This window comes from Methylobacterium sp. (assembly GCF_028290105.1).
Classification (GTDB): Bacteria; Pseudomonadota; Alphaproteobacteria; order Rhizobiales; family Beijerinckiaceae; genus Methylobacterium.
Genome location: NZ_JAQGKL010000147.1, coordinates 1 through 21,382, shown reverse-complemented (window position 1 = coordinate 21,382; position 21,382 = coordinate 1). Strand labels below are relative to the sequence as shown.

At 69.4% G+C, this 21,382-nt stretch carries 19 protein-coding genes; 8 read left to right on the top strand and 11 right to left on the bottom strand.

Going from position 1 to position 21,382, the window contains the following annotated elements; all coding sequences use genetic code 11:
- The 10 genes from JWQ05_RS10720 to JWQ05_RS10675 form a co-directional block, all read right to left on the bottom strand.
- Nucleotides 1-844: signal recognition particle receptor subunit alpha (locus JWQ05_RS10720; RefSeq protein WP_299658432.1), on the bottom strand; the 844-nt coding region annotated here is incomplete at its 3' end.
- A gap of 38 nt (nt 845-882) precedes the next feature.
- Nucleotides 883-1,107, bottom strand: coding sequence for a glutathione S-transferase (locus JWQ05_RS10715; RefSeq protein ID WP_299658431.1), 225 nt, complete (start codon nt 1,105-1,107; stop codon nt 883-885).
- 608 nt (nt 1,108-1,715) lie between these two features.
- Nucleotides 1,716-2,882 carry an SAM-dependent methyltransferase gene (locus JWQ05_RS10710; RefSeq protein ID WP_299658430.1) on the bottom strand — a complete coding sequence of 389 codons (1,167 nt, stop codon included), beginning with the start codon at nt 2,880-2,882 and terminating at the stop codon, nt 1,716-1,718.
- Nucleotides 2,879-3,778, bottom strand: a complete 900-nt coding sequence (gene lgt, locus JWQ05_RS10705) for a prolipoprotein diacylglyceryl transferase (RefSeq protein ID WP_299658429.1) — start codon at nt 3,776-3,778, stop codon at nt 2,879-2,881. Before lgt ends, JWQ05_RS10710 begins: the two co-directional genes overlap by 4 nt.
- A 106-nt stretch (nt 3,779-3,884) precedes the next feature.
- Nucleotides 3,885-6,050 (bottom strand): methyl-accepting chemotaxis protein, encoded by a 2,166-nt coding sequence (locus tag JWQ05_RS10700; protein ID WP_299658428.1) that lies wholly within the window; start codon nt 6,048-6,050, stop codon nt 3,885-3,887.
- Nucleotides 6,051-6,295: 245 nt separating this feature from the next.
- Complete coding sequence (gene ilvA / locus JWQ05_RS10695; protein WP_299658426.1) at nt 6,296-7,834, bottom strand: threonine ammonia-lyase, biosynthetic; 1,539 nt, start codon at nt 7,832-7,834, stop codon at nt 6,296-6,298.
- Between the two features lie 256 nt (nt 7,835-8,090).
- The gene (locus JWQ05_RS10690; RefSeq protein ID WP_299658424.1) at nt 8,091-8,336 is read right to left on the bottom strand and encodes a hypothetical protein; all 246 of its coding nucleotides are present in this window, start codon (nt 8,334-8,336) and stop codon (nt 8,091-8,093) included.
- A 103-nt stretch (nt 8,337-8,439) separates the two neighbouring features.
- Nucleotides 8,440-8,787 carry a diacylglycerol kinase gene (locus tag JWQ05_RS10685; RefSeq protein ID WP_299658422.1) on the bottom strand — a complete coding sequence of 116 codons (348 nt, stop codon included), beginning with the start codon at nt 8,785-8,787 and terminating at the stop codon, nt 8,440-8,442.
- A gap of 1 nt (nt 8,788) precedes the next feature.
- Nucleotides 8,789-9,838 (bottom strand): AbrB family transcriptional regulator, encoded by a 1,050-nt coding sequence (locus JWQ05_RS10680; RefSeq protein ID WP_299658420.1) that lies wholly within the window; start codon nt 9,836-9,838, stop codon nt 8,789-8,791.
- A gap of 46 nt (nt 9,839-9,884) precedes the next feature.
- The gene (locus JWQ05_RS10675; protein ID WP_299658419.1) at nt 9,885-10,859 is read right to left on the bottom strand and encodes a LysR substrate-binding domain-containing protein; all 975 of its coding nucleotides are present in this window, start codon (nt 10,857-10,859) and stop codon (nt 9,885-9,887) included.
- A gap of 138 nt (nt 10,860-10,997) precedes the next feature.
- Here JWQ05_RS10675 and JWQ05_RS10670 point away from each other — a divergent pair, with 138 nt between their 5' ends.
- Nucleotides 10,998-12,587, top strand: a complete 1,590-nt coding sequence (locus tag JWQ05_RS10670) for a catalase (protein ID WP_299658417.1) — start codon at nt 10,998-11,000, stop codon at nt 12,585-12,587.
- A gap of 374 nt (nt 12,588-12,961) precedes the next feature.
- Nucleotides 12,962-14,995, top strand: a complete 2,034-nt coding sequence (locus JWQ05_RS10665) for an EAL domain-containing protein (protein ID WP_299658415.1) — start codon at nt 12,962-12,964, stop codon at nt 14,993-14,995.
- Nucleotides 14,996-15,109: 114 nt separating this feature from the next.
- On the opposite strand, the gene rplS is transcribed toward JWQ05_RS10665, so the two are convergent.
- The gene (gene rplS / locus JWQ05_RS10660) at nt 15,110-15,568 is read right to left on the bottom strand and encodes a 50S ribosomal protein L19 (RefSeq protein WP_299658413.1); all 459 of its coding nucleotides are present in this window, start codon (nt 15,566-15,568) and stop codon (nt 15,110-15,112) included.
- Between the two features lie 270 nt (nt 15,569-15,838).
- Between rplS and JWQ05_RS10655 the strand changes: the two genes are divergently transcribed.
- The 6 genes from JWQ05_RS10655 to JWQ05_RS10630 all read left to right on the top strand — a co-directional run bounded on the left by JWQ05_RS10655 (nt 15,839) and on the right by JWQ05_RS10630 (nt 21,375).
- Nucleotides 15,839-16,405, top strand: coding sequence for a NifU family protein (locus JWQ05_RS10655; RefSeq protein WP_299658411.1), 567 nt, complete (start codon nt 15,839-15,841; stop codon nt 16,403-16,405).
- Between the two features lie 160 nt (nt 16,406-16,565).
- Nucleotides 16,566-17,243 (top strand): tRNA (adenosine(37)-N6)-threonylcarbamoyltransferase complex dimerization subunit type 1 TsaB, encoded by a 678-nt coding sequence (gene tsaB / locus JWQ05_RS10650; RefSeq protein WP_299658433.1) that lies wholly within the window; start codon nt 16,566-16,568, stop codon nt 17,241-17,243.
- A complete protein-coding gene (locus JWQ05_RS10645) occupies nt 17,240-17,761 on the top strand; it encodes a GNAT family N-acetyltransferase (protein WP_299658409.1) in 522 nt (173 codons plus the stop codon). The genes tsaB and JWQ05_RS10645 overlap by 4 nt, the downstream gene beginning before the upstream one ends.
- A gap of 27 nt (nt 17,762-17,788) precedes the next feature.
- A complete protein-coding gene (locus JWQ05_RS10640; RefSeq protein WP_299658407.1) occupies nt 17,789-18,673 on the top strand; it encodes a 1-acyl-sn-glycerol-3-phosphate acyltransferase in 885 nt (294 codons plus the stop codon).
- 80 nt (nt 18,674-18,753) lie between these two features.
- Nucleotides 18,754-20,124, top strand: coding sequence for a tRNA (N6-isopentenyl adenosine(37)-C2)-methylthiotransferase MiaB (miaB, locus tag JWQ05_RS10635; RefSeq protein ID WP_299658405.1), 1,371 nt, complete (start codon nt 18,754-18,756; stop codon nt 20,122-20,124).
- A gap of 141 nt (nt 20,125-20,265) precedes the next feature.
- Complete coding sequence (locus tag JWQ05_RS10630; protein WP_299658403.1) at nt 20,266-21,375, top strand: PhoH family protein; 1,110 nt, start codon at nt 20,266-20,268, stop codon at nt 21,373-21,375.
- The last annotated feature ends 7 nt before the right edge of the window (nt 21,376-21,382 follow it).

Here is a 21,382-nt window from a genome sequence, read left to right as displayed (position 1 = left end):
GCGCGTCCAGCTTCTCGCCGGCGCCGAGCAGGCGGATGGGGGCGCCGGTGACGGCGCGCATCGACAGCGCCGCGCCGCCGCGGGCATCGCCGTCCATGCGGGTCAGCACGATGCCGGTGACGCCGATGCGCTCGTCGAAGGCGCGGGCGGTGTTGACGGCGTCCTGGCCGGTCAGCGCGTCGGCGACGAGCAGGACTTCATGCGCGTCGGTGGCGGTCTTGACCTCGGCCGCCTCCGCCATCAGCGCTTCGTCGACCGTGACGCGGCCGGCGGTGTCGAGCATGACGACGTCGTAGCCGCCGAGCCGGGCGCTCTCCATGGCGCGCCGGGCGATCTGGACGGCCGATTGGCCGGCCACGATCGCCAGGGTGTCGACGCCGACCTGCTTGCCCAAGATGGCGAGCTGCTCCATCGCGGCCGGACGGCGCGTGTCGAGCGAGGCCAGCAGCACGCGGCGGTTCGAGCGCTCGGTGAGGCGCTTGGCGATCTTGGCCGTGGTGGTGGTTTTGCCCGAGCCCTGCAGGCCGACCATCAGGATGGCGACGGGGGCGGGGGCGTTGAGATCGATGAGCCCGACATCGGAGCCGAGCATCGCCACGAGCTCGTCGTTGACGATCTTGACGACCATCTGGCCAGGGGTGACCGACTTGAGGACGACGGCGCCGACCGCCTTCTCACGCACCTTCTCGGTAAAGCCGCGCACCACCTCGAGGGCGACGTCGGCCTCCAGCAGGGCGCGGCGGACCTCACGCAGGGCGGCGGTGACGTCGGCCTCGGTGAGCGCACCGCGCCGGGTCAGGCCGGAGAGAATTCCGGAGAGGCGATCGGACAGGCCTTCGAACATGCTTCAGGCTCCCCGAACCGGCATCGTCTGAAGATGAATCACTGATTGACGCCCGCGCTCACGGCCCGGCGCGCCTGAAGCGCGTCCTCGAAGCCCCGGATGGCCGTGGCGAACTTGTCCCGGCACTCCGGGTTGCAGAACCCGACCACGGCGCCGTTGTAGAGGGTGAGCGAATCGGCCGCGATCGGCTTGCCCGACCAGGGGCAGGTGTCGTTCACCGCATCCTCGATGCGCAAATTCGTGGTCACAGGCGCGTTGGGCATCGGGACTCGACGAAACCGGTAGTAGCGGAGCCGACGCCCTGTCTCCAACGCGAAACCCGCCCGAGGGCGCATCGCGCTGTCGGGCGTTGACCTCCGGCCTCACAGGGCCGGTCGGCGTTCGTGATGACGATCAAACCGTCGCATGAATGGAGTGGCGGTTAGTCCGATGCCGGGGCCAAGTCAAGTTTTGGCTGCGCATCGAAAGCGTCGGCCGCGTTCGCTGACCTGGCTGTGAGCGAACGCCACGACCTCGAGGACCACCCTGAGATCGCCCTTCGATATCTCGATACGATGAGAGCACGGGCTTAGACGCAGCACCGACGGGCAACCATGGATGACGTCGATGAAGACAGGTTCCAGCTCGTCGCGAACGAACGCGCAAAGCTTACGGCAACCTACGTGAACGGCGTCGCCATCGCAGGCCTCGCAGTCGGAGGATTGGCGCCGCTCTTCACGCAGCGTCCTGCCGTGCCGACCCCTTCGGATCGTCCATGGCTGACCCCGGTCATCTCTCTGCTCTGCTTAGGCGTCAGCCGGGCCCGACACTGGGCTGCGAGAGGTTCGCGTCGAGAGTTGTGGTCATGGACATCCAAACCTTGACCCTGCCGCTATGTCCGCTCGGCGCCCTTGCGCTCAGGCTCGGGACCCTTTGGTTCGCGCGCCGCGCGCACTGAAGCGTCGTCGGGATAGGCTTGCCGGCTTGCAGCCGGAAGCCCGGGCAGTGCTTGTAGATCCCGGTCGGTAAAGGCCATCACCTTGAACAGGCTGCCCATGCCGCGCCGCGTGGGATCGCTCAACCGCGTCACCGCCGCCGTGATTGCGTCGCGCTGTTCCGGTGTGGCGCGAGCCCCGAGCCGCTCGGCACGCTCGCGCAGCCCCAGGGCGAACAGGAAATCGCGCTGATCGACAGGGCCGTGGGTTCTCGCCCCTTCAGCCGTCGCGGCACGGGCCAGGGCCGCAAAATCCACATGGGTGGTGAGGTCCGCTTCCCCCGGGGCGGCGAGCGGCGCGGTGAAGCGATGGCCCTGGACCGCCTGGAGTGTGTCCCCGAAGCCCGGCCGCACATGTCCATAGTCGATGGCGAGCACGGCTCCCCCATGAGCGACGATCCGCCGGGCGAGCCCGCGCACGATCTCGAGGGCGACGCTCGGCAGGGTCATCAGCACGCCGTTGGGACCGGTCGCGGTGATACGCGCGTCGGGCTCCGCCGCGAGGCCGAAGGTCAGGGCCGTCCCGTCGGGTCCGAGGCCGACGAGGCGTTCGAACCAGCCGCGTTCGGCGCGCTGGAACTGCCGGACGGGCAGGGCGTCGAAGAATTCGTTGGCCAACACGATCGTCGGCGCCTGCGGCAGCGTGTCGATGCCGGCGTGCCAGGTCGGCGCGGCTGCGCCGAGGCGCCCGGCCTGCTCGGCCCGGAGGACCGGGCTCGTCTCCACGAGGTGGAGCGCCGGAGACTTGCCCGGCGCCGCACGGGCAAGCGCTCTCAGCGCATCCTGCATCAGGGTGCCGCGCCCGGGGCCGAGTTCCACGAGGGCCCAATCGGCGGGCGCGCCCATGGCGGCCCACGTCGCGGCGATCCAGATTCCGATCAACTCGCCGAACATCTGGCTGATCTCGGGGGCGGTGATGAAGTCGCCCCGGGCACCCAACGGATCGCGGGTGCGGTAGTAGCCGTGCACCGGATGTCCGAGGCAGAGGCCCATGTAGCGGTCGAGGCCGATCGGGCCGGAGGCCAGGATCTCGTCGCGGATCTCCCCGAAGAGCGGGCTCGTCACGCTGCGTCCGCCTTGGCGGGGCTCGTGGATGGCTGGTCCTCGATCGCGACGCGCGGGCGGGTCACGCCCCGCAGGGCCAGGACGATCGCGGTCAGGCCGACCAGCGCCATGGGCACGCAGAGCACCATGCCCATGGTGATGCCGCCGATGGCCCAATCCCCGGTGCCGAAGAGGTAGCCGAGCTGTCGGTCCGGTTCGCGGAAGAATTCGCAGAAGGTCCGCGCCACCGCGTAGCCGAGGACGAAGATGCCCCCCATCAGGCCGGGGCGTCGAAAGCCCTGCGCGCGCACGGCCAGTGCCATGACGACGAACATCAGGGCGCCCTCGGTCGCCGCCTCGTAGAGCTGGCTCGGGTGCCGGGGCAGGGGGCCGCCGGTGGGGAACACGACGGCATAGGCGAAGTCCGGGGCGATCCGGCCCCACAGCTCGCCGTTCACGAAATTGGCGATGCGCCCGAAGAACAGCCCGATCGGCACCACCACGGCGGCGAGATCAAGGAAGGTGAAAGGCTGGAGCCTTCGGGCGCGGGCGAACAGCACCATCGCCAGCACGGCGCCGAGAAAACCGCCGTGGAAGGACATGCCGCCATTGCGGATGGCCAGGATCTCGATGGGGTCGGCGAGGTAGAGCGGCAGGTTGTAGAACAGTACGTAGCCGATGCGTCCGCCGAGGACGACGCCGAGCGCCACCCAGACGATGAGGTCGTCGATGTCGTTGAGGCTCGGGCGGCGCACCACGCCCCAGAACCGGTCCGCCGCCACCAGCCGGCGGGCATAGTACCAGCCGCCGAGCAGGCCGACGATGTAGGCGAGCGCGTACCACTTGATGGTGATCGGCCCGATCGCGACCGCCACCGGATCGATGGCGGGAAAGGGCAGGGCGAGAAGCGGCGGCATCGGCGGTTCGTCCCGGTTGAACCGGGGCATTGGACGCACACCCGCCGGGGGGTCAAGGCCGGCGCACGCCGCCGGCCCATGCGGTTCAGGGTCCGGCGGCGTGCGCTCAGGCGGCCCGGACGGTGGCGAGGAAGCTGCCGACTTCCCCGCGCAGCTGGTCCGATTGGCGCGAGAGGTCGGAAGCCGCGCGCTGCACCTGCGCGGCCGTGGTGCCTGCATCCGCCGCCGCGCGGGCCACCGCCTCGATATCGTGGCTCATGGCCCCGGTTCCGGCCGAGGCCTGGCCCATGTTGCGCACGATCTCCTGCGTGGTCAGGCTCTGCTCCTCGACCGCCGCCGCGATGCTGCCCGTCACGACGCTCATGCCCTCGATGCGCGTGACGATGCCACGTATCGCCCCCGTGGCGCCGCTCGTCGCGGAGCGGATCGCCTCCACCTGCTCGGCGATCTCGGTGGTGGCGCGGCTCGTCTGCTCGGCGAGGTTCTTCACCTCCGCCGCGACGACGGCGAAACCCCGTCCCGCCTCGCCGGCCCGCGCCGCCTCGATGGTGGCATTGAGCGCCAGCAGGTTGGTCTGACTGGCGATCTGCGAGACCAGACCCACCACGTCGCCGATCTTGGTGGCGGCCTCGGAGAGCGTCTGCATGGTCGCGGTGGTGCGGCTCGCCTCCTCGACGGCCTGGTTGGACATGGAGGCGGCCTGCTCCACCTGCCGGCCGATTTCGCTGACCGTCGCGCCGAGTTCTTCCGCCGCCGCCGCCACCGCATTGACGTTGCCCGCGGTTTCCTGCGCGGTCACGGCGACCGAACTCGAGCGCTGCGCCGTGCCGGCCACGGCCTCGGTCATCCCCGTCGATGCGTCCTGGAGTTCGGCCGAGGCGCGCGAGACGCTGCCGACGATGCCGCCGACGGATTGCTCGAAGCGATCGGCGAGGTCGCGCAGCAGGGCGCGCCGCTCCGTCTCCTGGCGCAGGCGCTCGGCCTCTGTGGTCTGGAGCTGCTGGGCCGCCTCCTCCAGGGAGATGTCGCGGATGGTGACGACGGCGCGTGCGATGTCACCGATCTCGTCGGCCCGACCGCTTCCCGGGACCTCGGCGAGGGTCTCGCGGCGAGCCAGGGCCTGCAATGCGCGCGTCAGCGCGCCGAGGGGGCCGACGATGGTGCGGGCGAACAGAAGCCCGAGGATCGCCGTGGCGACCAGGACGGCGAGTGCCGTAACCGCGAGGGCGCGGGTGAGGGTGCCGACGGCCGCCAGCGTCTCGTCCTCCGCCTGCTCGGCCAGGATGGTCCAGGGCGCACCCAGCACCGAGACTTTCGCCGTCGCGACCATGCGGACGCCGGACGCGTTCGCGTAGGCGAAGGGACGGTCGCTGGCGAGCGCGGTCTTGTCGAGGCCGAGATCCGTGACCGAGCTTCCGGCTTTCGTCGTGCCGGCTTTTGCCCCGCTGGAGAGCGGCGGGTTGCTGCGGAGGGTGCCGTCACCGCCGATGGCCATGATCTGGCCCGTCTCGCCGAGTCCGCCGCGATCCGAGAGGGTCCGGTCGAACAGGGCCGGCGTCAGGCGCATCACCACGAAGCCGACGCGCGCGGCCTCCTGGCCCGTCCCCATGGCGACGTTGGCGCGACGGGCGATGGCGCGCCCGATGAACGCGGAGGGCACGGCGTCGGCGGGGTAGGCGCCGTAATCCTCGTAGAGCGTCGCGTCGGGGCCGGCGGCCTTCAGGCGCTCGACCAGCCGGGAGAGACCCGTCGCGCGGAGTTCCGGCTCCGAGAGGGCATGGCTGAAATCGACGCCCTTGGTCGTGGTGTAGACGATGCGTCCGTCCTCGGAGACGAACACCAGATCCGCGTAGCCCGGCCGCTCCAGGAGCTTGCGGGCCGCCTCCTGGACCTTGGCGTGGCGGCGTCCATACATCGTGCCGGGGGCTTCCGCGCCGAGTCGCGCCTCGACGGTGGCGCCTTCCGTGTAGGTCCGGACGGTCTGTGCGACATCGGCTCGGGCCGGATCGAGAGCCTCGACGAGGTCGCCGAAATTGCCGCTGATCTGCGGGTTCCCCGCGACGGTGACGAGATCGCCGGCGACCCGCTCGGCCACGAGTTCGATCCCGGCCTTACGTGCCGACGCGGCGAATTGCAGGCGCTCCTGCGCGGCATCCGTGAGGCCAGCCCGCGCGCTGTACCAGCTCAGGCCGCCCATGACGGTGGCGCTGACGAGGGCCAACCCCACCGTGATCGCGGGAAGGCGGAAGTTCAGGCTGGCAAGGCGAGGCATTCGGACAGCACCGATGAGGAGAAAATCGATCTCCGGTGTTGCACACAAATGATAAAGAAAAATTTTACATCCTCGGTACGAACCAAGCAGCACCAGCGTATCCGAAGGCAAGCTTCAGGGCTCGTTGCTCGCCCTCCGGCGAGTCGAGGCAGGAGCTCCGCTCTCAAATGCGAAGGCGCATCGCTGCCGCTTGGTGCGCGCGACGCACGTTACACGTTCGCCCAAGGCGACAAGGCTTCCGCCTCTCAGGCAGCCTGCCCGGATGCTGGGCCGTCGTCGAGGAACATCCGGTAGGCCGGATTGTCGGTCTCGTCGACGCAGGGGTAGTGCAGAGCGTCGATCGCCGCATCGAAGCGGGCGCGGTCGGCCGGCGGCACCCCGATGCCCGCGAGCACGCGGCCATAATCGGCGCCGTGATTGCGGTAGTGGAACAGGGTGATGTCGAAGTCGTCGCCGAGCGCGTCGAGGAACTTCATCAGCGCGCCGGGGCGCTCCGGGAACTGGAAGCGGTAGAGGCGCTCGTGGGCGAGGCCCGTGGCGCGGCCCCCGACCATGTAGCGGATATGGACCTTGGCCATCTCGTTGTCGCTCATGTCGACCGCGCGGTAGCCCGCGGCCGCCAGCGAGTCGATCAGGGCGAGTTTCTCCCGCCGACCACCGGCGAGGTTGATACCGACGAAGATCTGCGCGGCGGTGCCTGCGGCGTAGCGATAGTTGAACTCGGTGATCGCGCGGGGGCCGAGCGTCTGGATGAAGGCGCGATAGGCCCCCGGCCGCTCCGGGATGGTGACCCCAAGGAGAACCTCGCGCTGCTCGCCGATCTCGGCGCGCTCGGCGATGTGGCGCAGGCGGTCGAAGTTGAGGTTGGCGCCGCTCGAGATCGCCACCAGCGTGCCGGTGCCTTCGCCTTCCCGGGCCGCGTAGGCCTTGGCGCCGGCGAGCGCCAGGGCGCCGGACGGCTCCGAGATGGCGCGCGTGTCGTCGAAGATGTCCTTCACCGCCGCGCACATGGCGTCGGTGTCGACGGTGATGACCTCGTCAAGGAATTCCCGGCAGAGCCGGAAGGTCTCGGCGCCGGCCTCGCGCACGGCGACCCCGTCCGCGAACAGGCCGACGGTGGGCAGCACCACCCGCTCGCCCGCCGCGAGAGCCGCCGCCATGCAGGCGGCGTCGTCCGGCTCGACACCGATGACCTTGGTCTCGGGGCGCAGATACTTCACGAAGGTACTGATCCCTGCCGCGAGCCCGCCGCCCCCGACGGGCACGAAGATCGCCTCGATCGGCCCGGAATGCTGGGTCAGGATCTCCATCCCGATGGTGCCCTGGCCCGCGATCACGTCCGGATCGTCGAACGGGTGGAGGAAGGTCAGGCCGTCGCGCGCCTCGATTTCCTTCGCGTGTCCGAGCGCCTCGTCGAAGGCGTCGCCGAACAGGATCACCTCGGCGCCGCGCGCCCGGCAGGCATCGACCTTGATCGCCGGGGTGGTGCGCGGCATCACGATCACGGCGCGGACGTTCAGGCGGGCGGCGGCGAGCGCCACCCCTTGCGCGTGGTTGCCGGCCGAGGCGCAGACGACGCCGCGTGCGAGCAGTTCGGGGTCGAGGCCCGACATCTTGTTGTAGGCGCCGCGCAGCTTGAACGAGAACACCGGCTGCAGGTCCTCGCGCTTCAGGAGCACCGGCCGGCCCAGGCGTGCCGACATGCGCGGCATCGGGTCGAGGGGACTCTCGATGGCCACGTCGTAGACGCGGGCGGTAAGGATCTTGCGGATGTAGTCGGTCAAGGAGACACGGGCTCCGGCGTCGAGGCTGTGCGAAGGGCGGTTGCCCGCACATAGGCCCTCGGCCGGCAAGAAGCGAGGGAAACGGCCGACGGCAAAGGGCCCCGCGACGGGCGCGTCGTGGACGGGCCGCGTGACTGAACCGGGGCATCGAGGGCCGCAGGAACGGAGATCGAGCCGACCGCGGACCAAGCCAAACGCAGACAGGGAATCCGTGGGCCGGTCGGCAGGACAGGGAGCCTGCCGACCGGCCGTGGGCTCAGCCCTTCTTCTTGTAGGCCTGAATTGCGTTCTGGCAGCCGGGCGACAGCTTCGACATGTTCTTCTCGAAACAGGCCTTCGTCTCCGGGCCATCCTCGGGGGGCAGGCCCATGCAGAAGTTGGTGAAGTCACCGGCGCATTGCTGCTGCAGGACGGCCTTCTCCTCGGCCGTCATGGGAGCCGCGAAGGCCGCGCTCGCCGCGGTCGTCGCCAGAAAGAGGCCCAGTCCAAAACGTACCAACATGATCGGCTCCCGACACGCCCAGTCCATCCGGGCTCGGGAGCGAGAACGTCCCGGCAGGCGCAACCGTTGCACCGGCGCGCCGACCGGCAATCGCCGGCGCGGGTCAAACCAGCCGTTCGATCAGCGCCGCGAGCCAGGCCAGGGCGGCGATCCCCTGGGCCGCGAAGGCACCGGCCGAGGCGAGATCCTTGACGATGCCGATTCCCGGATGATGCCCCGGGTGAAGGTGGTCGCAGAGCTTCTCGATCGCGGTGTTGAGGAACTCGGCCGCCAGCACCCCGAGCAGGCTGGCGATCAGGGCCACGCGCACCCAGAGCGAGGCGCCGAGCAGCAGCGCCAGCGGAACGCCCAGGACGAGGAGCGCGAGTTCCAGCCGGATCGCCCGCTCGGTGCGGCCGCCGTGCACCAGACCGCGCCAGGAATTCAGGAAGGCGAGATAGAGGGCGCGCATCCTAAGGGCCAGCCGGGGCGCCGCGCGCGATCCACTTCGCCAGGACCGGACCAGTCACCAGGACCACGAACAGGCGGAGCGTCTGCACGGCGAGGACGAAGGAGACGTCGACCTTCGAGCCCACCGCGATGATCGCCACGGAGTCGAGGCCGCCGGGGCTCGTGGCGAGATAGGCGGTGAGGAAGTCGATGGGCAGCAGGAAGGTCAGCCCGTAGGCCCAGCCGCCACAGAGCGCGATGACCCCGAGGGTGGCGATGGCGATGCCCGGAAGGGCGCTCACCGTCTCGCGCAGGGTCTCGCGTCGGAATCGCAGGCCCACGTACCAGCCGATGGTGGCGTAGGCGAGGTCGAGCATCGGCATGGGCAGCGCCATGGCGACGAGCCCGGAGGCGTGCAGGGCCGCCCCGAGCAGCATCGGGCCGGTGAGGGCGAAGGCCGGCAGGCGCAGAAGCTTCGCCAAACCCGCTCCGCAGGCGGCCACCGCCAGGGTCACCAGGACGGAGAGCGGCGAATGGCTGACGGGCGCCGGAATCGGTGCCGCATTCGAGACGTCCGTGAGCATGCGGGCCATCACGGAGGCCGAGAGCACCACCGCGACCACGCGCACGTACTGCATGAAGGCGACGAGGCGCGGATCGGCGCCGTATTCCTCCGACATCGCCACCATGGCGGCGGCCCCGCCGGGCGAGGAGCCCCAGGCCGCCGTGGTGCCGGGCAGGACGCGCAGCCGGGTCAGGACCCAGCCCACGCCGCCGCCGACCAGCACCGTGACGAGGACCACCGCCAGAATCAGAAAGCCGTCATCCGTGATCGTCGCCACGATCTCGCCCGTGACCGTGTGGGCGACGAGGCAGCCGATCATCGCCTGCGCCGCCTGGAAACCGGCTTTCGGCACGAAGAGGTCCGCGCCGCCGACGCCGAACGCGATCGCCGCCACCATCGGCCCGAGCAGGAGAGCCGCCGGGAAATGCGCATGGTCGAGGGCGTAGGCCAGGAGACCGGAGGCGGCGAGGAGAGCCGCCCAACGGCCGAGGAAGCGCAGTGAGAGCACGGGAATGCCGGAAGATCTGCGGGCCGGACGGCCCGTCGGCCGGGCGCTACACCGGATCGGCCACGCTGTCACGGCGCGTCGCGCGCGTGCGGGGCATGTCGTCCTCGCGACAGGCGGTTGTGCCCGCCGGTGCGTGCGCGCGGAAGAAGGCGGCGAGATGCGAGAGGCCGTCGGCGCGCGGGTCGCTGCCACGCCAGGCCAGCGCCACCGTCCGGCCGGGACCGTCGACGTCGAAGCTGCGCGTCACCGTGAGGCCGCTGGGATCGGGACCGGAAGGCACGGCGAGGGCGGGCAGCAGCGTATAGCCGGCGCCCGCCGCCACCATCGAGCGCAGGGTCTCCAGGCTGGTGGCGTGCCGTCCGGCGGCCGAGCCCGCGCCGCAGGCCGCCACGGTCTGGTCGCGCAGGCAATTGCCCTCGTCGAGGAGGAGAAGGTCCGGCCCGGCGATGTCGGTGGCGCGCAACGCCCCGCCCCGCGCCAGCGGATGCTCCGCCGGGCAAGTGAGCTGGAACGGCTCGACGAAGAGCGGTGACACGGTGAGGCCCGACGCAGGGACCGGCAACGAGACCAGGGCCGCGTCGATGCGGCCGTTGCGCAAGCCCTCCAGAATCTCCGCCGTGCGCGCCTCGCTCAGCGCCAGGGCAAGGAGCGGAAATTCCTGGCGGAGCGGTCGCAGGATCAGGGGGAACAGGTAAGGCCCGAGCGTCTGGATCGCCGCCAGGACGAGACGCCCGGTCAGGGGCGCGCCCCGGCCCTCGCTCGCCAGCATAAGGAGCCGCTGCGCCTCCGCCATCACCACGCGGGCCTGGCGCACGATGGACTGGCCCTCCGGCGTCAGCATCACCCGGCGGTTGCCGCGCTCGAACAGCGCCAGCCCGAGCAGATCCTCCAGCTTGCGCACCTGGACGCTCAGGGTCGGCTGGCTGACGTTGCAGCGCTCGGCGGCCCGACCGAAATGCATCTCGTCGGCGACCGCGACGACATATTCGAGATCGCGCAGGGAGAGGCCGGACATGTTCATAGGGTATGTCTATCATCTCCTTCGCCACGATGCATTGGCCAAATGGATCGCGAGGCGGCATAAGGGTCGCTCGGAACCATTCCAAGGTCTGGATGCAGCAAGCGCCGCGTCGACCTTCCGTCAGCGAGAAAGCACCGCATGAGCGATCAGCGCCCGATTCTGACCACCCGCCAGGGCCACCCGGTTCGCGACAACCAGAGCACCCGCACGGTCGGCGAGCGCGGGCCCGCGACCCTCGAAAACTACCAGTTCATCGAGAAGATCACGCATTTCGACCGCGAGCGCATTCCGGAGCGCGTGGTGCATGCGCGCGGCGCCGGCGCGCACGGCTACTTCGAGGCCTATGGCAAGATCGGCAACGAGCCGGCCTCCAAGTACACCCGCGCGCGGGTGCTGAACGAGACCGGCGTCAAGACGCCGATGTTCGTGCGCTTCTCCACCGTGGCCGGCGCCAAGGAATCGCCTGAGACCGAGCGCGATCCGCGCGGCTTCGCGGTGAAGTTCAAGACCGTCGACGGCAACTGGGATCTGGTCGGCAACAACCTGAAGGTCTTCTTCATCCGCGACGCGATCAAGTTCCCCGACATGATCCACGCGTTCAAGCCCGATCCGGTGACGAACCGGCAGGAGCCCTGGCGCTTCTTCGACTTCGTGGCCCAGCACCCCGAAGCCATCCACATGGTGACCCACCTGAAGTCGCCCTGGGGCATTCCCGCGAACTACCGCGAGATGGAGGGCTCCGGCGTCAACACCTACAAGCTGATCAACGACCAGGGCGAGGCGGTGCTCTGCAAGTTCCACTGGGAGCCCAAGCAGGGCATCCGCAACCTGACCTCGGCCCAGGCCTCGGAAATCCAGGCCAAGGACGTGGGCCACGCGACCCGCGACCTCTACGACAACATCAAGGCCGGCAACTTCCCCGAGTGGGAGTTCTGCGTGCAGATCATGCCGGACGGCCCGAACGACCACCTGTCGTTCGATCCCCTCGACGACACCAAGCTGTGGCCCGTCGAGGACTTCCCGCTGCTGCCGGTCGGCCGGATGGTTCTCGATCGCGTACCGGACAACTTCTTTGCAGAGGTCGAGCAGTCGGCGTTCGGCACGGGCGTGCTCGTGGACGGCATCGACTTCTCGGACGACAAGATGCTTCAGGGCCGTACGCTGTCCTACTCCGACACGCAGCGCTACCGCGTCGGGGCGAACTACCTGCAGCTGCCGATCAACGCGCCGCAGCCCGGCGTGAAGGTCTATTCCAACCAGCGTGATGGTCAGATGACCTACAACGTCGACGGTACGGGCCCGAATCGCCACATCAACTACGAGCCCAGCACGCTCGCCGAGGGCCTGCGCGAGGCGGACAAGCCGGCCCGCGAGTACCACCAGCCGGTCGAGGGCAAGCTCGGTCGCTACCAGACCTCGCGCACCGAGGACGACTACACCCAGGCCGGCGTGCGCTATCGCTCGTTCGAGACCTGGGAGCGCGACGACCTCATCGCCAACCTGGTCGGCGACATGAAGCAGTGCCCGGAGCCGATCCAGCTGCGCATGGTCTGGCACTTCTGGCACGCCGACGAGGATTATGGCCGTCGCGTCGCCGAGGGCGCGGGCATCGATCTGGAGAAGGCCAAGGCCCTGCCGCCGCTTCCAGGCCGCGCTGCTCCGGGGCAGCGCCTCCAGGCCGAGACCTATACCGACGGCCGTCAGGCGCACAGCATCGCCGCCGAGTAACCTCGACGTCTCCAGTAGGCGTTTCATGAAGCCTCGCAGGGTCATCCGACCCTGCGAGGCTTTTTCGTGTTCCCTCCGCACGTACGGCAAGAGACGAACGCCAAGTCGCGATCCAGGCGGAGGCTTCGAAACCGGACGAACCGTACTCGGTCTGCAGAATTAACTTTTGATATTTTCAGTCTATCTCATCAAATATTCAGTCCGTAATATCTAATTCCTATTTTGGACTTACGGCGCTCCAATACTGTGGATTTTCCTGAAGCTTGGGATCTAGAGGCTGGCATCACGTAATATTCACACATTTCCGCGATTGATCGACTCAATGGGGGCGCCAATACATTGGCAAGGCGCAGTTCCAGGGGTCGACTCCCGTTATGATTGAGCAGAATCCCGTCGAGGCCATCATCAAGCGGGATCAGGCTTCCGATGTTCTGCGGGGCCTGCCCTCGACCATGGTGTCGAACCTCTTCGTCTCCGGGTCGCTCGCGGGAATGATGTGGGACGTCGTCCCGCACCCGCGGATTCTCGCCTTTCTCGCGGCGAACGCGATCATCAACGTGACCCGCGCCCTGCTCGCGAAACGATGGCTGAGACAGGGCAACGCCGCCCGTGCCCCTGAGCGGATCCTGTCGTTCTGCTGGATCGGCGCGTTTCTGTCCGGCCTCTGCTGGGCCGCGGCCCTGCTCGGTTGCGCCTATCACGGGCAGGCCTACTCGATGGAGGTCGCCCTCGCGTATTGCGGCCTGAATGCCGGATCGATCATCCAGAACAAGGCGACCCGCGCCCCCGCCATCGCGTTCGTGCTGCCCAACACCTCGATCCTCATCTTTCTCTTCGCCATCGAGGGATCGCTGTCCTCGCAGATCGTCGCCGTCAACCTGACCCTGCTGACCGCGCTGATGTTCCGCTGCTCCACCGAGCAGGAAAAGCATTACCTGCAATCGAGCCGCCTGAGACACGAGGCGACGGAACTCGCCGCGTCCCTCAAGGCCGCGAACGTCGCGGCCGGGCACGCTCTGCAGCGCCTTGAACATTCCGCGAAGCACGATCACCTGACCGGCCTGTTCAATCGCGCCGCCTATCAGGTGGCCTTCGAGGCACGCCTGACGAGGGCGGTGGCGGAGCGGCAGGCGTTCTGGGTCATGCTGATCGATCTCGACCGGTTCAAAGCCATCAACGACACCTTCGGGCATGCGGTGGGCGACGAACTCCTCGTGGAAGTCGGCGCGCGGCTGCGGGACATCCTCGGGCCGCACGCGGTCGTGGCCCGGCTGGGCGGGGACGAATTTGCAGCCCTGATCGACGATCCCCCGGGCGGGGAGGGGGCGCGCCGCGAACTGGGGTGCGATCTGGCCCGCGCCATCGTCGGGGGCCTCGGCAAACTCGTCACCCCCTCCGGACAGATTCTGCATGCGGGGGCAAGCGTCGGCCTCGCCCATTGCCCGCAGGATGGCGGCACGCCGACCGACCTGCAGATCCACGCCGATCTCGCCCTCTACGCGGCGAAATCGGAAGGGCGGGGCACGTGGCGCCGGTTCGACGAAGCCATGCACCTCGAAGCCAGGATGAAGCGGGAGATCGAGCGCGATCTCGCCAAGGCCCTGGAGGACGGATCGATCCGGGCCTGGTTCCAGCCGCAGGTCGATTGCATGACGGGGCGGGCCGTCGGACTCGAGGCCTTGCTGCGCTGGAAGCATCCCAAATTCGGCTGGATCGCTCCGCCAGACGTGGTCGCGGCGGCGGCGGGGACGCGTCAGTCGAAGGCGCTGACGCAGGCCATCCTGAAGGATGCCTGCCGCATGGCGCAGTGCCTCGACGCGAGCGGCCACGGCGCCATCGTGGTGTCGATCAACGTTTCGCCGAACGAGTTCGGGACCTATCCCATCGCCGAACTGGTCGCCGCCGAACTCGATGCCCATGGCCTCGCCGCCTCCCGGCTCGCGATCGAGATCACCGAGGAGGCGGTCTATTCCAACGAGCGCGGCGGCCGCGACGTGGAAACCCTTACCCGGATGGGCGTCGGCATCATCGTCGATGATTTCGGTGTCGCCTATTCCTCGGTTGGATCCTTGCGCAACCTGCGCTTCGACACGCTGAAGGTCGATCGAAGCTTCATCCGGGGCGTGGCGGACAACGCGCAGGATCGCGTCCTGATGCAAGCCATCCTCGCCTTCGCCCGCACGCTCGGCGTGATGGTGGTGGCCGAAGGGGTCGAGACGCAAGCCCAGTTCGACGTCCTGCGCGCCCTCGGATGCCCCGTCCTGCAGGGCTACCTCTTCGCCAGCGCCATGCCGGAGACCGACGCGCTGCTCTGGCTTGCCCGGAACGATTGCGCGACGCGCTTCACGCCGGGTCGCGAATCACGGCTCCCGGCGGATCGGGGCCTGGCCGTGGCGGCGAGCGCCTGAGGGAAGGCGCTGTCGGCGACGCGGATGCGGAAAAGGCCCGCCCGATTGCTCGGACGGGCCTCGAAACGTTCGTTCCTCGCCTGGATGGCTCGCGCCGCCACCCCTGCGAAAATCTTACTCGGCGGCGGCGGTCTTGGCGGCGCTCTTGGCGGCCTTCTCGGCCTTCCGGGCGTCCTTGTTCGCCTTCGAGGCATCGGCCTTGGCGGCCTTCTCGGCGGGGCGATCCGCGCGCTCGACGATACGGGCGGACTTACCGCGACGGTCGCGCAGGTAGTACAGCTTGGCGCGACGCACCTTGCCGCGACGGACGACGACGATCGAATCGATCAAGGGGGCGTAGAGCGGGAACACGCGCTCGACGCCTTCGCCGTAGGAGATCTTGCGGACGGTGAAGCTCTCGTTGAAACCACCGCCGGAGCGGGCGATGCAGACGCCTTCGTAGGCCTGCACGCGGGTGCGCTCGCCTTCCTTCACCTTGACGTTCACGGTGACCGTGTCGCCGGGCTGGAAATCGGGGATCGTCTTGCCGAGCGAAGCGATCTGCTCCTGCTCGAGCTGCTGAATGATGTTCATCGGTCAAGTTCCTGCCGGTGCGCGCATGCCGGTCCCCGGATGGGACCGCCTGCGTCAGGATTTCGGCATCCTGTTTTGAATTGAGGCGGGCCTTACACGAGGCGCGCGCTCTTGTCCAACACGCGGGGTCGGTGAACCTGACCAGGCTTACGCAGCACGCGCGGTTGAGAAAACGACGGCGGCGGTCCACATGGAAGGTGGCGACGGATCGTTCCGGCGCCATTCCCGGCCGGCCTTGAACCGGCGCAGCGGACGAGGATCCTGCCCCCGATGTTCATCCAGACCGAAGCCACCCCGAACCCCGCGACCCTGAAGTTCCTGCCCGGCCGCGTCGTTCTCCCCGAGGGCACCTTCGATGCGCGCGACGCCGAGGCCGCCGCGCGTTCGCCCCTCGCGACCCGCCTGTTCGACGTCCCCGGCGTCGCCGGTGTCTATCTCGGCCACGACTTCATCTCCGTGACCAAGGCCGAAGACGACAACCTCTGGCCGCAGGTCAAGCCGGCGGTGCTCGGCGCCATCATGGAGCATTTCCAGTCCGGTGCGCCCGTCCTCGCCGAGGGCCATGTCGCGGGCAGCGACGACGCGGAGGAATTCTTCGATCCCGCCGACATCGAGACCGTCGAGACGATCAAGGACCTGCTGGAAACCCGCGTGCGCCCCGCCGTCGCGGGCGACGGTGGCGACATCACCTTCCGGGGCTACAAGGAAGGTGTGGTCTACCTGGAGATGAAGGGCGCCTGCTCGGGTTGCCCGTCGTCGACCGCCACGCTGCGCCACGGCGTCCAGAACCTGTTCCGCCACTTCCTGCCCGAGATTCGCGAAGTCCAGGCGATCTGAGCGCCCACGCGTCGGGATTTTCCGACGCAAAGCCGCAACAGGTTCGCCCGAATTTCTCCACGAAGGCCGCTCCGCTCTGCCGGAGCGGCCGTTTTTGTCTTACTCTGATGCCTCCCCGGGCGCCTGCGTACCCGGGCCCGCGGCACGACCGGGAGTGAGTTTGCGTATCCTCGCCATCGACACGGCGCTCGACGCCTGTTCCGTCTGCATCGCATCGGACACCACCGACGATCTCCTGGCGCAGGAATCGATGATCCTCGGTCGCGGCCATGCCGAGGCGCTGCTTCCGATGATCGAGCGCGTGGTCTCGCGCGTCACGGGCGGCTTCGAGGCCCTGGACCGCGTCGCCGTCACGGTCGGCCCCGGCTCCTACACGGGCCTGCGCGTCGGTCTCTCGGCGGCGCGCGCCATCGGGCTCGCCACCGGCATCCCCGTGGTCGGCGTCACCACGCTCTCGGCCCTGCTCGCGCCGCTCCTGGCCTTGAACGGCGAGGGCCTCATCGTCGCCGCCATCGATGCGCGGCACGGTTCCGTCTATCTCCAGGCCATGAGCATGACCGACGGGATCGTCGTGCCGCCGAGCCACGTGCCCGTGGACGAGGCCACCGCGATGCTCGACGGCACCGTGACCCTGGTCGGGTCCGGCGCGCCGCTGATCGCCGCCGCCGCCAAGGCGCGCGGCCTCCACACCGAAGTCGCCGGGACGGGTGCCGCCGAGATCGCCTGGGTCGCGTCCCTCGGCATGCTCGCCGACCCCGCCCAGGCGCTCGCCCGTCCCCTCTACCTGCGCGGCCCCGACGCCCAGCCGCAGGATCATGCGAGGCTCGCCCGCCGATGACCCGTCCGCTGACGCCGTTCTGGCCGTTCGAGGTCTGGTCCGCCTGGTGGGAAGCCTGGGGCACGGCCGCCTATGTGACGCCCCTCAGCGATTCCGGGCAGGCGCGGGCGCTGGCCCGCATCCACGCGACCGCCTTCGCCCGTTCCTGGGACGCCCACGAGTTCGAGCGCATGCTGTGCGAGCGCTCCACCGAGGCGCACGCCCTCTGGAAGAACGGCGCCATCCAGGGCTTCGTGCTCTCGCGCCGTGCCGCCGACGAGGCCGAGATCCTCACCGTCGTGCTCGCGCCGAATGCGCGCGGCGGCGGCCTCTCGCACAAGCTCGTCGGCGCACATCTCGAGCACTTGGCGCGAACCGGCATCCGCACGGTGCATCTAGAGGTCGACGAGGGCAACGCTCCCGCGCTCAAGCTCTATGCCCGGCACGGCTTCCGGCAGGTGGGCGAGCGGACGGGCTACTACGCCCGCGCCGATGGCGGCCGCGCCACCGCGCTGACCATGACGGCGGTGCTGGCGTGATCTGCTGCGGCGACGCCTGAGCCGCCGATGACCCGCCTCGGTACGATCGCCCGCCTGCTGGTCTGCGCCCTCGTCTTCCTCGTCATCGTCGGGCCGCATCTCCTCAGCCTGCGCGTCGGGCGGGGGCGGATCGCGGCCCGGATGCCGGTGATCTTCCACCGGGTGTTCCTGCGGCTGTTCGGGCTTCGTGTCACCCAGAGCGGATCCCCGCCGGGCGAGTGCGAGCCCGCCCTGGTGCTCTCGAACCATGTGTCCTGGCTCGACATCATCGTCCTCGGTTCCCTGCGCCCGCTCTCCTTCGTGGCGAAATCCGAGATCGCGGGCTGGCCGGTGATCGGGACGCTGGCGCGGCTTCAGCGCACTGTGTTCATCGACCGGGCGCGCCGCTCCGACACCGCCATCGTGAATGCCACCGTTGCGCGGCGCCTCGCGGGCGGCGACCTCATCGTGCTCTTTGCCGAAGGGACGACGGGGGACGGAACCCGGCTGCTGCCGTTCCGCTCGTCGCTGGTGGGCGCCGCCCGCGCCGCCGTCGCCGGGGAGGGCGGCGGGCCGGACCGTATCCGCCTTCAGCCGCTCGCCATCACCTATCCACGGCGCAACGGGCTGCCGTTGGTGCGCACCGAACGGCCGGAGGTCGCCTGGTACGGCGACATGGATCTGGCGCCGCATCTCGCCGCCTTCCTGGCCGGCGGCCCCCTCGACATCCACGTGGTCTGGGGGGCGCCGATCGCCTTCGATGCCGGAACCGACCGCAAGCGCGCGACGGCCCTGGCGGAGGCGTCCGTGCGCGAGGCCGTGCAGCGCGGCACGACGGGGCGTCCGCCCCTCGGGCCGGTTTGGCAGGGCCGTCGCCGGGAGGCGGAGGGCGGCAGCGCGGCGCTGCCCGAGGCGGGACTGCCCAGCCGGTAGGCCGTCGCGACGCAGCGGACGATCCGTGCTATGGCCGGGCCTGCGATCCGTTCGTCCGATCAACCCCCGGAATCCGACCGTTGAAGAAAGCCTTCGTCAAATCCTACGGCTGCCAGATGAACGCCTACGATGCCGCCCGCATGGCGGACGTGCTCGGTGCCGAGGGCTATGAGGCCACCGACGCGGTGGAGGAGGCGGATGTCGTCGTCCTGAACACCTGCCACATCCGCGAGAAGGCCGCCGACAAGGTCTATTCCGAACTCGGCCGCCTGCGCGTCCTCAAGGGCGAGCGCGCGGAAGCCGGGCACGACACCCGGATCGTCGTCGCGGGCTGCGTCGCCCAGGCCGAGGGGCCCGAGATCCTGGCGCGCGCCCCCGGCGTCGACGTCGTCGTCGGCCCTCAGAACTATCACCGCCTGCCCGACCTGCTGGCCCGCTCGCGCACGAGGCGCGTGGTCGATACGGAGTTCCCCGTCGAGGACAAGTTCGACCATCTCCCCGCTCGCCGGACGCACGGCGTCACCGCCTTCCTCACGGTGCAGGAGGGTTGCGACAAGTTCTGCGCCTTCTGCGTGGTGCCCTACACCCGAGGGGCCGAGGTCTCGCGGTCGGTGGAGGCGATCCTCGCCGAGGCCGGGAAACTCGTGCGCGGAGGCGTGCGCGAGATCACGCTGATCGGCCAGAATGTGAACGCCTATCACGGTCTCGGCCGCGACGGCGCCAACGCCACCCTCCCGGTGCTCCTGCGCGAGCTGGAACGGCTCCCGGGTCTGCTGCGCCTGCGCTACACCACCAGCCACCCCAACGACATGGGCGACGACCTGATCACCGCGCACGGCGCGATCCCGTCGCTGATGCCGTTCCTGCACCTGCCGGTTCAGTCCGGCTCCGACCGCGTGCTGAAGGCGATGAACCGCAAGCACACCGCCGACGCCTATCGCCGGCTGATCGAGCGGGTGCGGGCCGCGCGCCCCGACATCGCCCTCTCGTCGGACTTCATCGTCGGATTCCCGGGCGAGACCGATTCGGAGTTCGAGGACACGATGCGGCTGGTGCGCGAGATCGGCTTCGCCAGCGCCTTCTCGTTCAAGTACAGCCCGCGCCCGGGCACGCCGGCGGCCGAGAACACCGACGCCGTGCCCGAGGCGGTGAAGTCCGAGCGCCTGGCCGCTCTGCAGGGCCTGCTCGATGCGCAGCGCCATGCCTACAATGCGTCCGCCGTCGGCAGCGTGGTGGAGGTCCTGGTGGAGAAGGCCGGGCGCCACCCCGGTCAGGTCGCCGGCAAGACGCCCCATCTCCTGCCGGTGCAGTTCGATGCGCCCGGTTCCACCATCGGCACCCTGGTGCCCGTGCGCGTGGTGCGGGCCGGCTCGAACAGCCTCTTCGGTGAGGCCGTCCAGACCGGTGAGGCTACGGCCGAGACCGTCTCCGATGCGGCGGCCGCCGCTTGAGCCCGAATGCGCCTCGACATGGGCGATACGCCGCGCCGACGAACCGGTGGACGTGGCGCAACGAAACCCGATCTCAGGAACTTCTCCGGACACGAGCCGATCGGCGGCATCGAGCCCACGGACCCAAAGAAGGACAACGGCGTGCCAGGATCTGAGGGGGCGAGCGGACGCGGCGGCGCGTTGCGCGGGCGCGGGCCGGCGGCACGCATCGGTGGGCTCGAGGAGACCGAGGAAGTCTCGCTGACCTTCGACGACAACCGCCTCGCCAGCCTCGTCTTCGGCCAGTACGACCAGAACGTCGCGCATATCGAGCGGCGCCTCGGCGTCACCGCCACCGCCCTCGGCAACCATCTCGTGCTCAAGGGCAGCGTCGAGGTGGCGGAGAAGTCCCGCAAGGTGTTCGAGCGCCTCTATGCCCGCGTCAAGGCGAGCGGGACGGCACTGACCCTCGGAGACGTCGACGGCGCGATCCAGGAGACGACCCAGCAGGGCAACCTCTTTCCCGCCGCCGAGGTGAGCGCCGAGCCCGACCGCGCGGTCTTCGACCAGATCGCCACGCGCAAGCGCGGCGCCGTGCGCGCCCGCAACGCCGCGCAGGACGCCTACATGAAGGCCCTGCGCAGCCACGAACTCGTCTTCGCCGAGGGGCCGGCCGGCACCGGAAAGACCTGGCTCGCGGTCGGCCACGCCGTCTCGCTGCTGGAGCAGGGACATGTCGAGAAGCTGATCCTGTCGCGTCCGGCCGTGGAGGCCGGCGAGCGCCTGGGCTTCCTGCCCGGCGACATGCGCGAGAAGGTCGATCCCTACCTGCGCCCGATCTACGACGCGCTCTACGACTTCATGGAGGCGCGCCACGTCGACCGCGCCCTGCAGACCGGCATCATCGAGATCGCCCCGCTCGCCTTCATGCGCGGGCGCACGCTGACCAACGCGGTGGTGCTCCTCGACGAGGCGCAGAACACCACGTCGATGCAGATGAAGATGTTCCTCACCCGCCTCGGTGAGAATTCGCGCATGATCATCACCGGCGACCCGAGCCAGATCGACCTGCCGCCCGGCCAGAAGTCGGGCCTCGTCGAGGCCGTGCGCGTCCTCGACGGCGTCGAGGGCATCGGCCGCATCACGTTCCGCGATGTCGACGTGGTGCGCCACGACCTCGTGCGCCGCATCGTCACCGCCTACGAGGCGGCCTCGCACGGCGAGAGCGAGGCGGACCGCAGTCTGGCCCCGCGTCGCAGGCCCCTGTCGTGAGCACGGG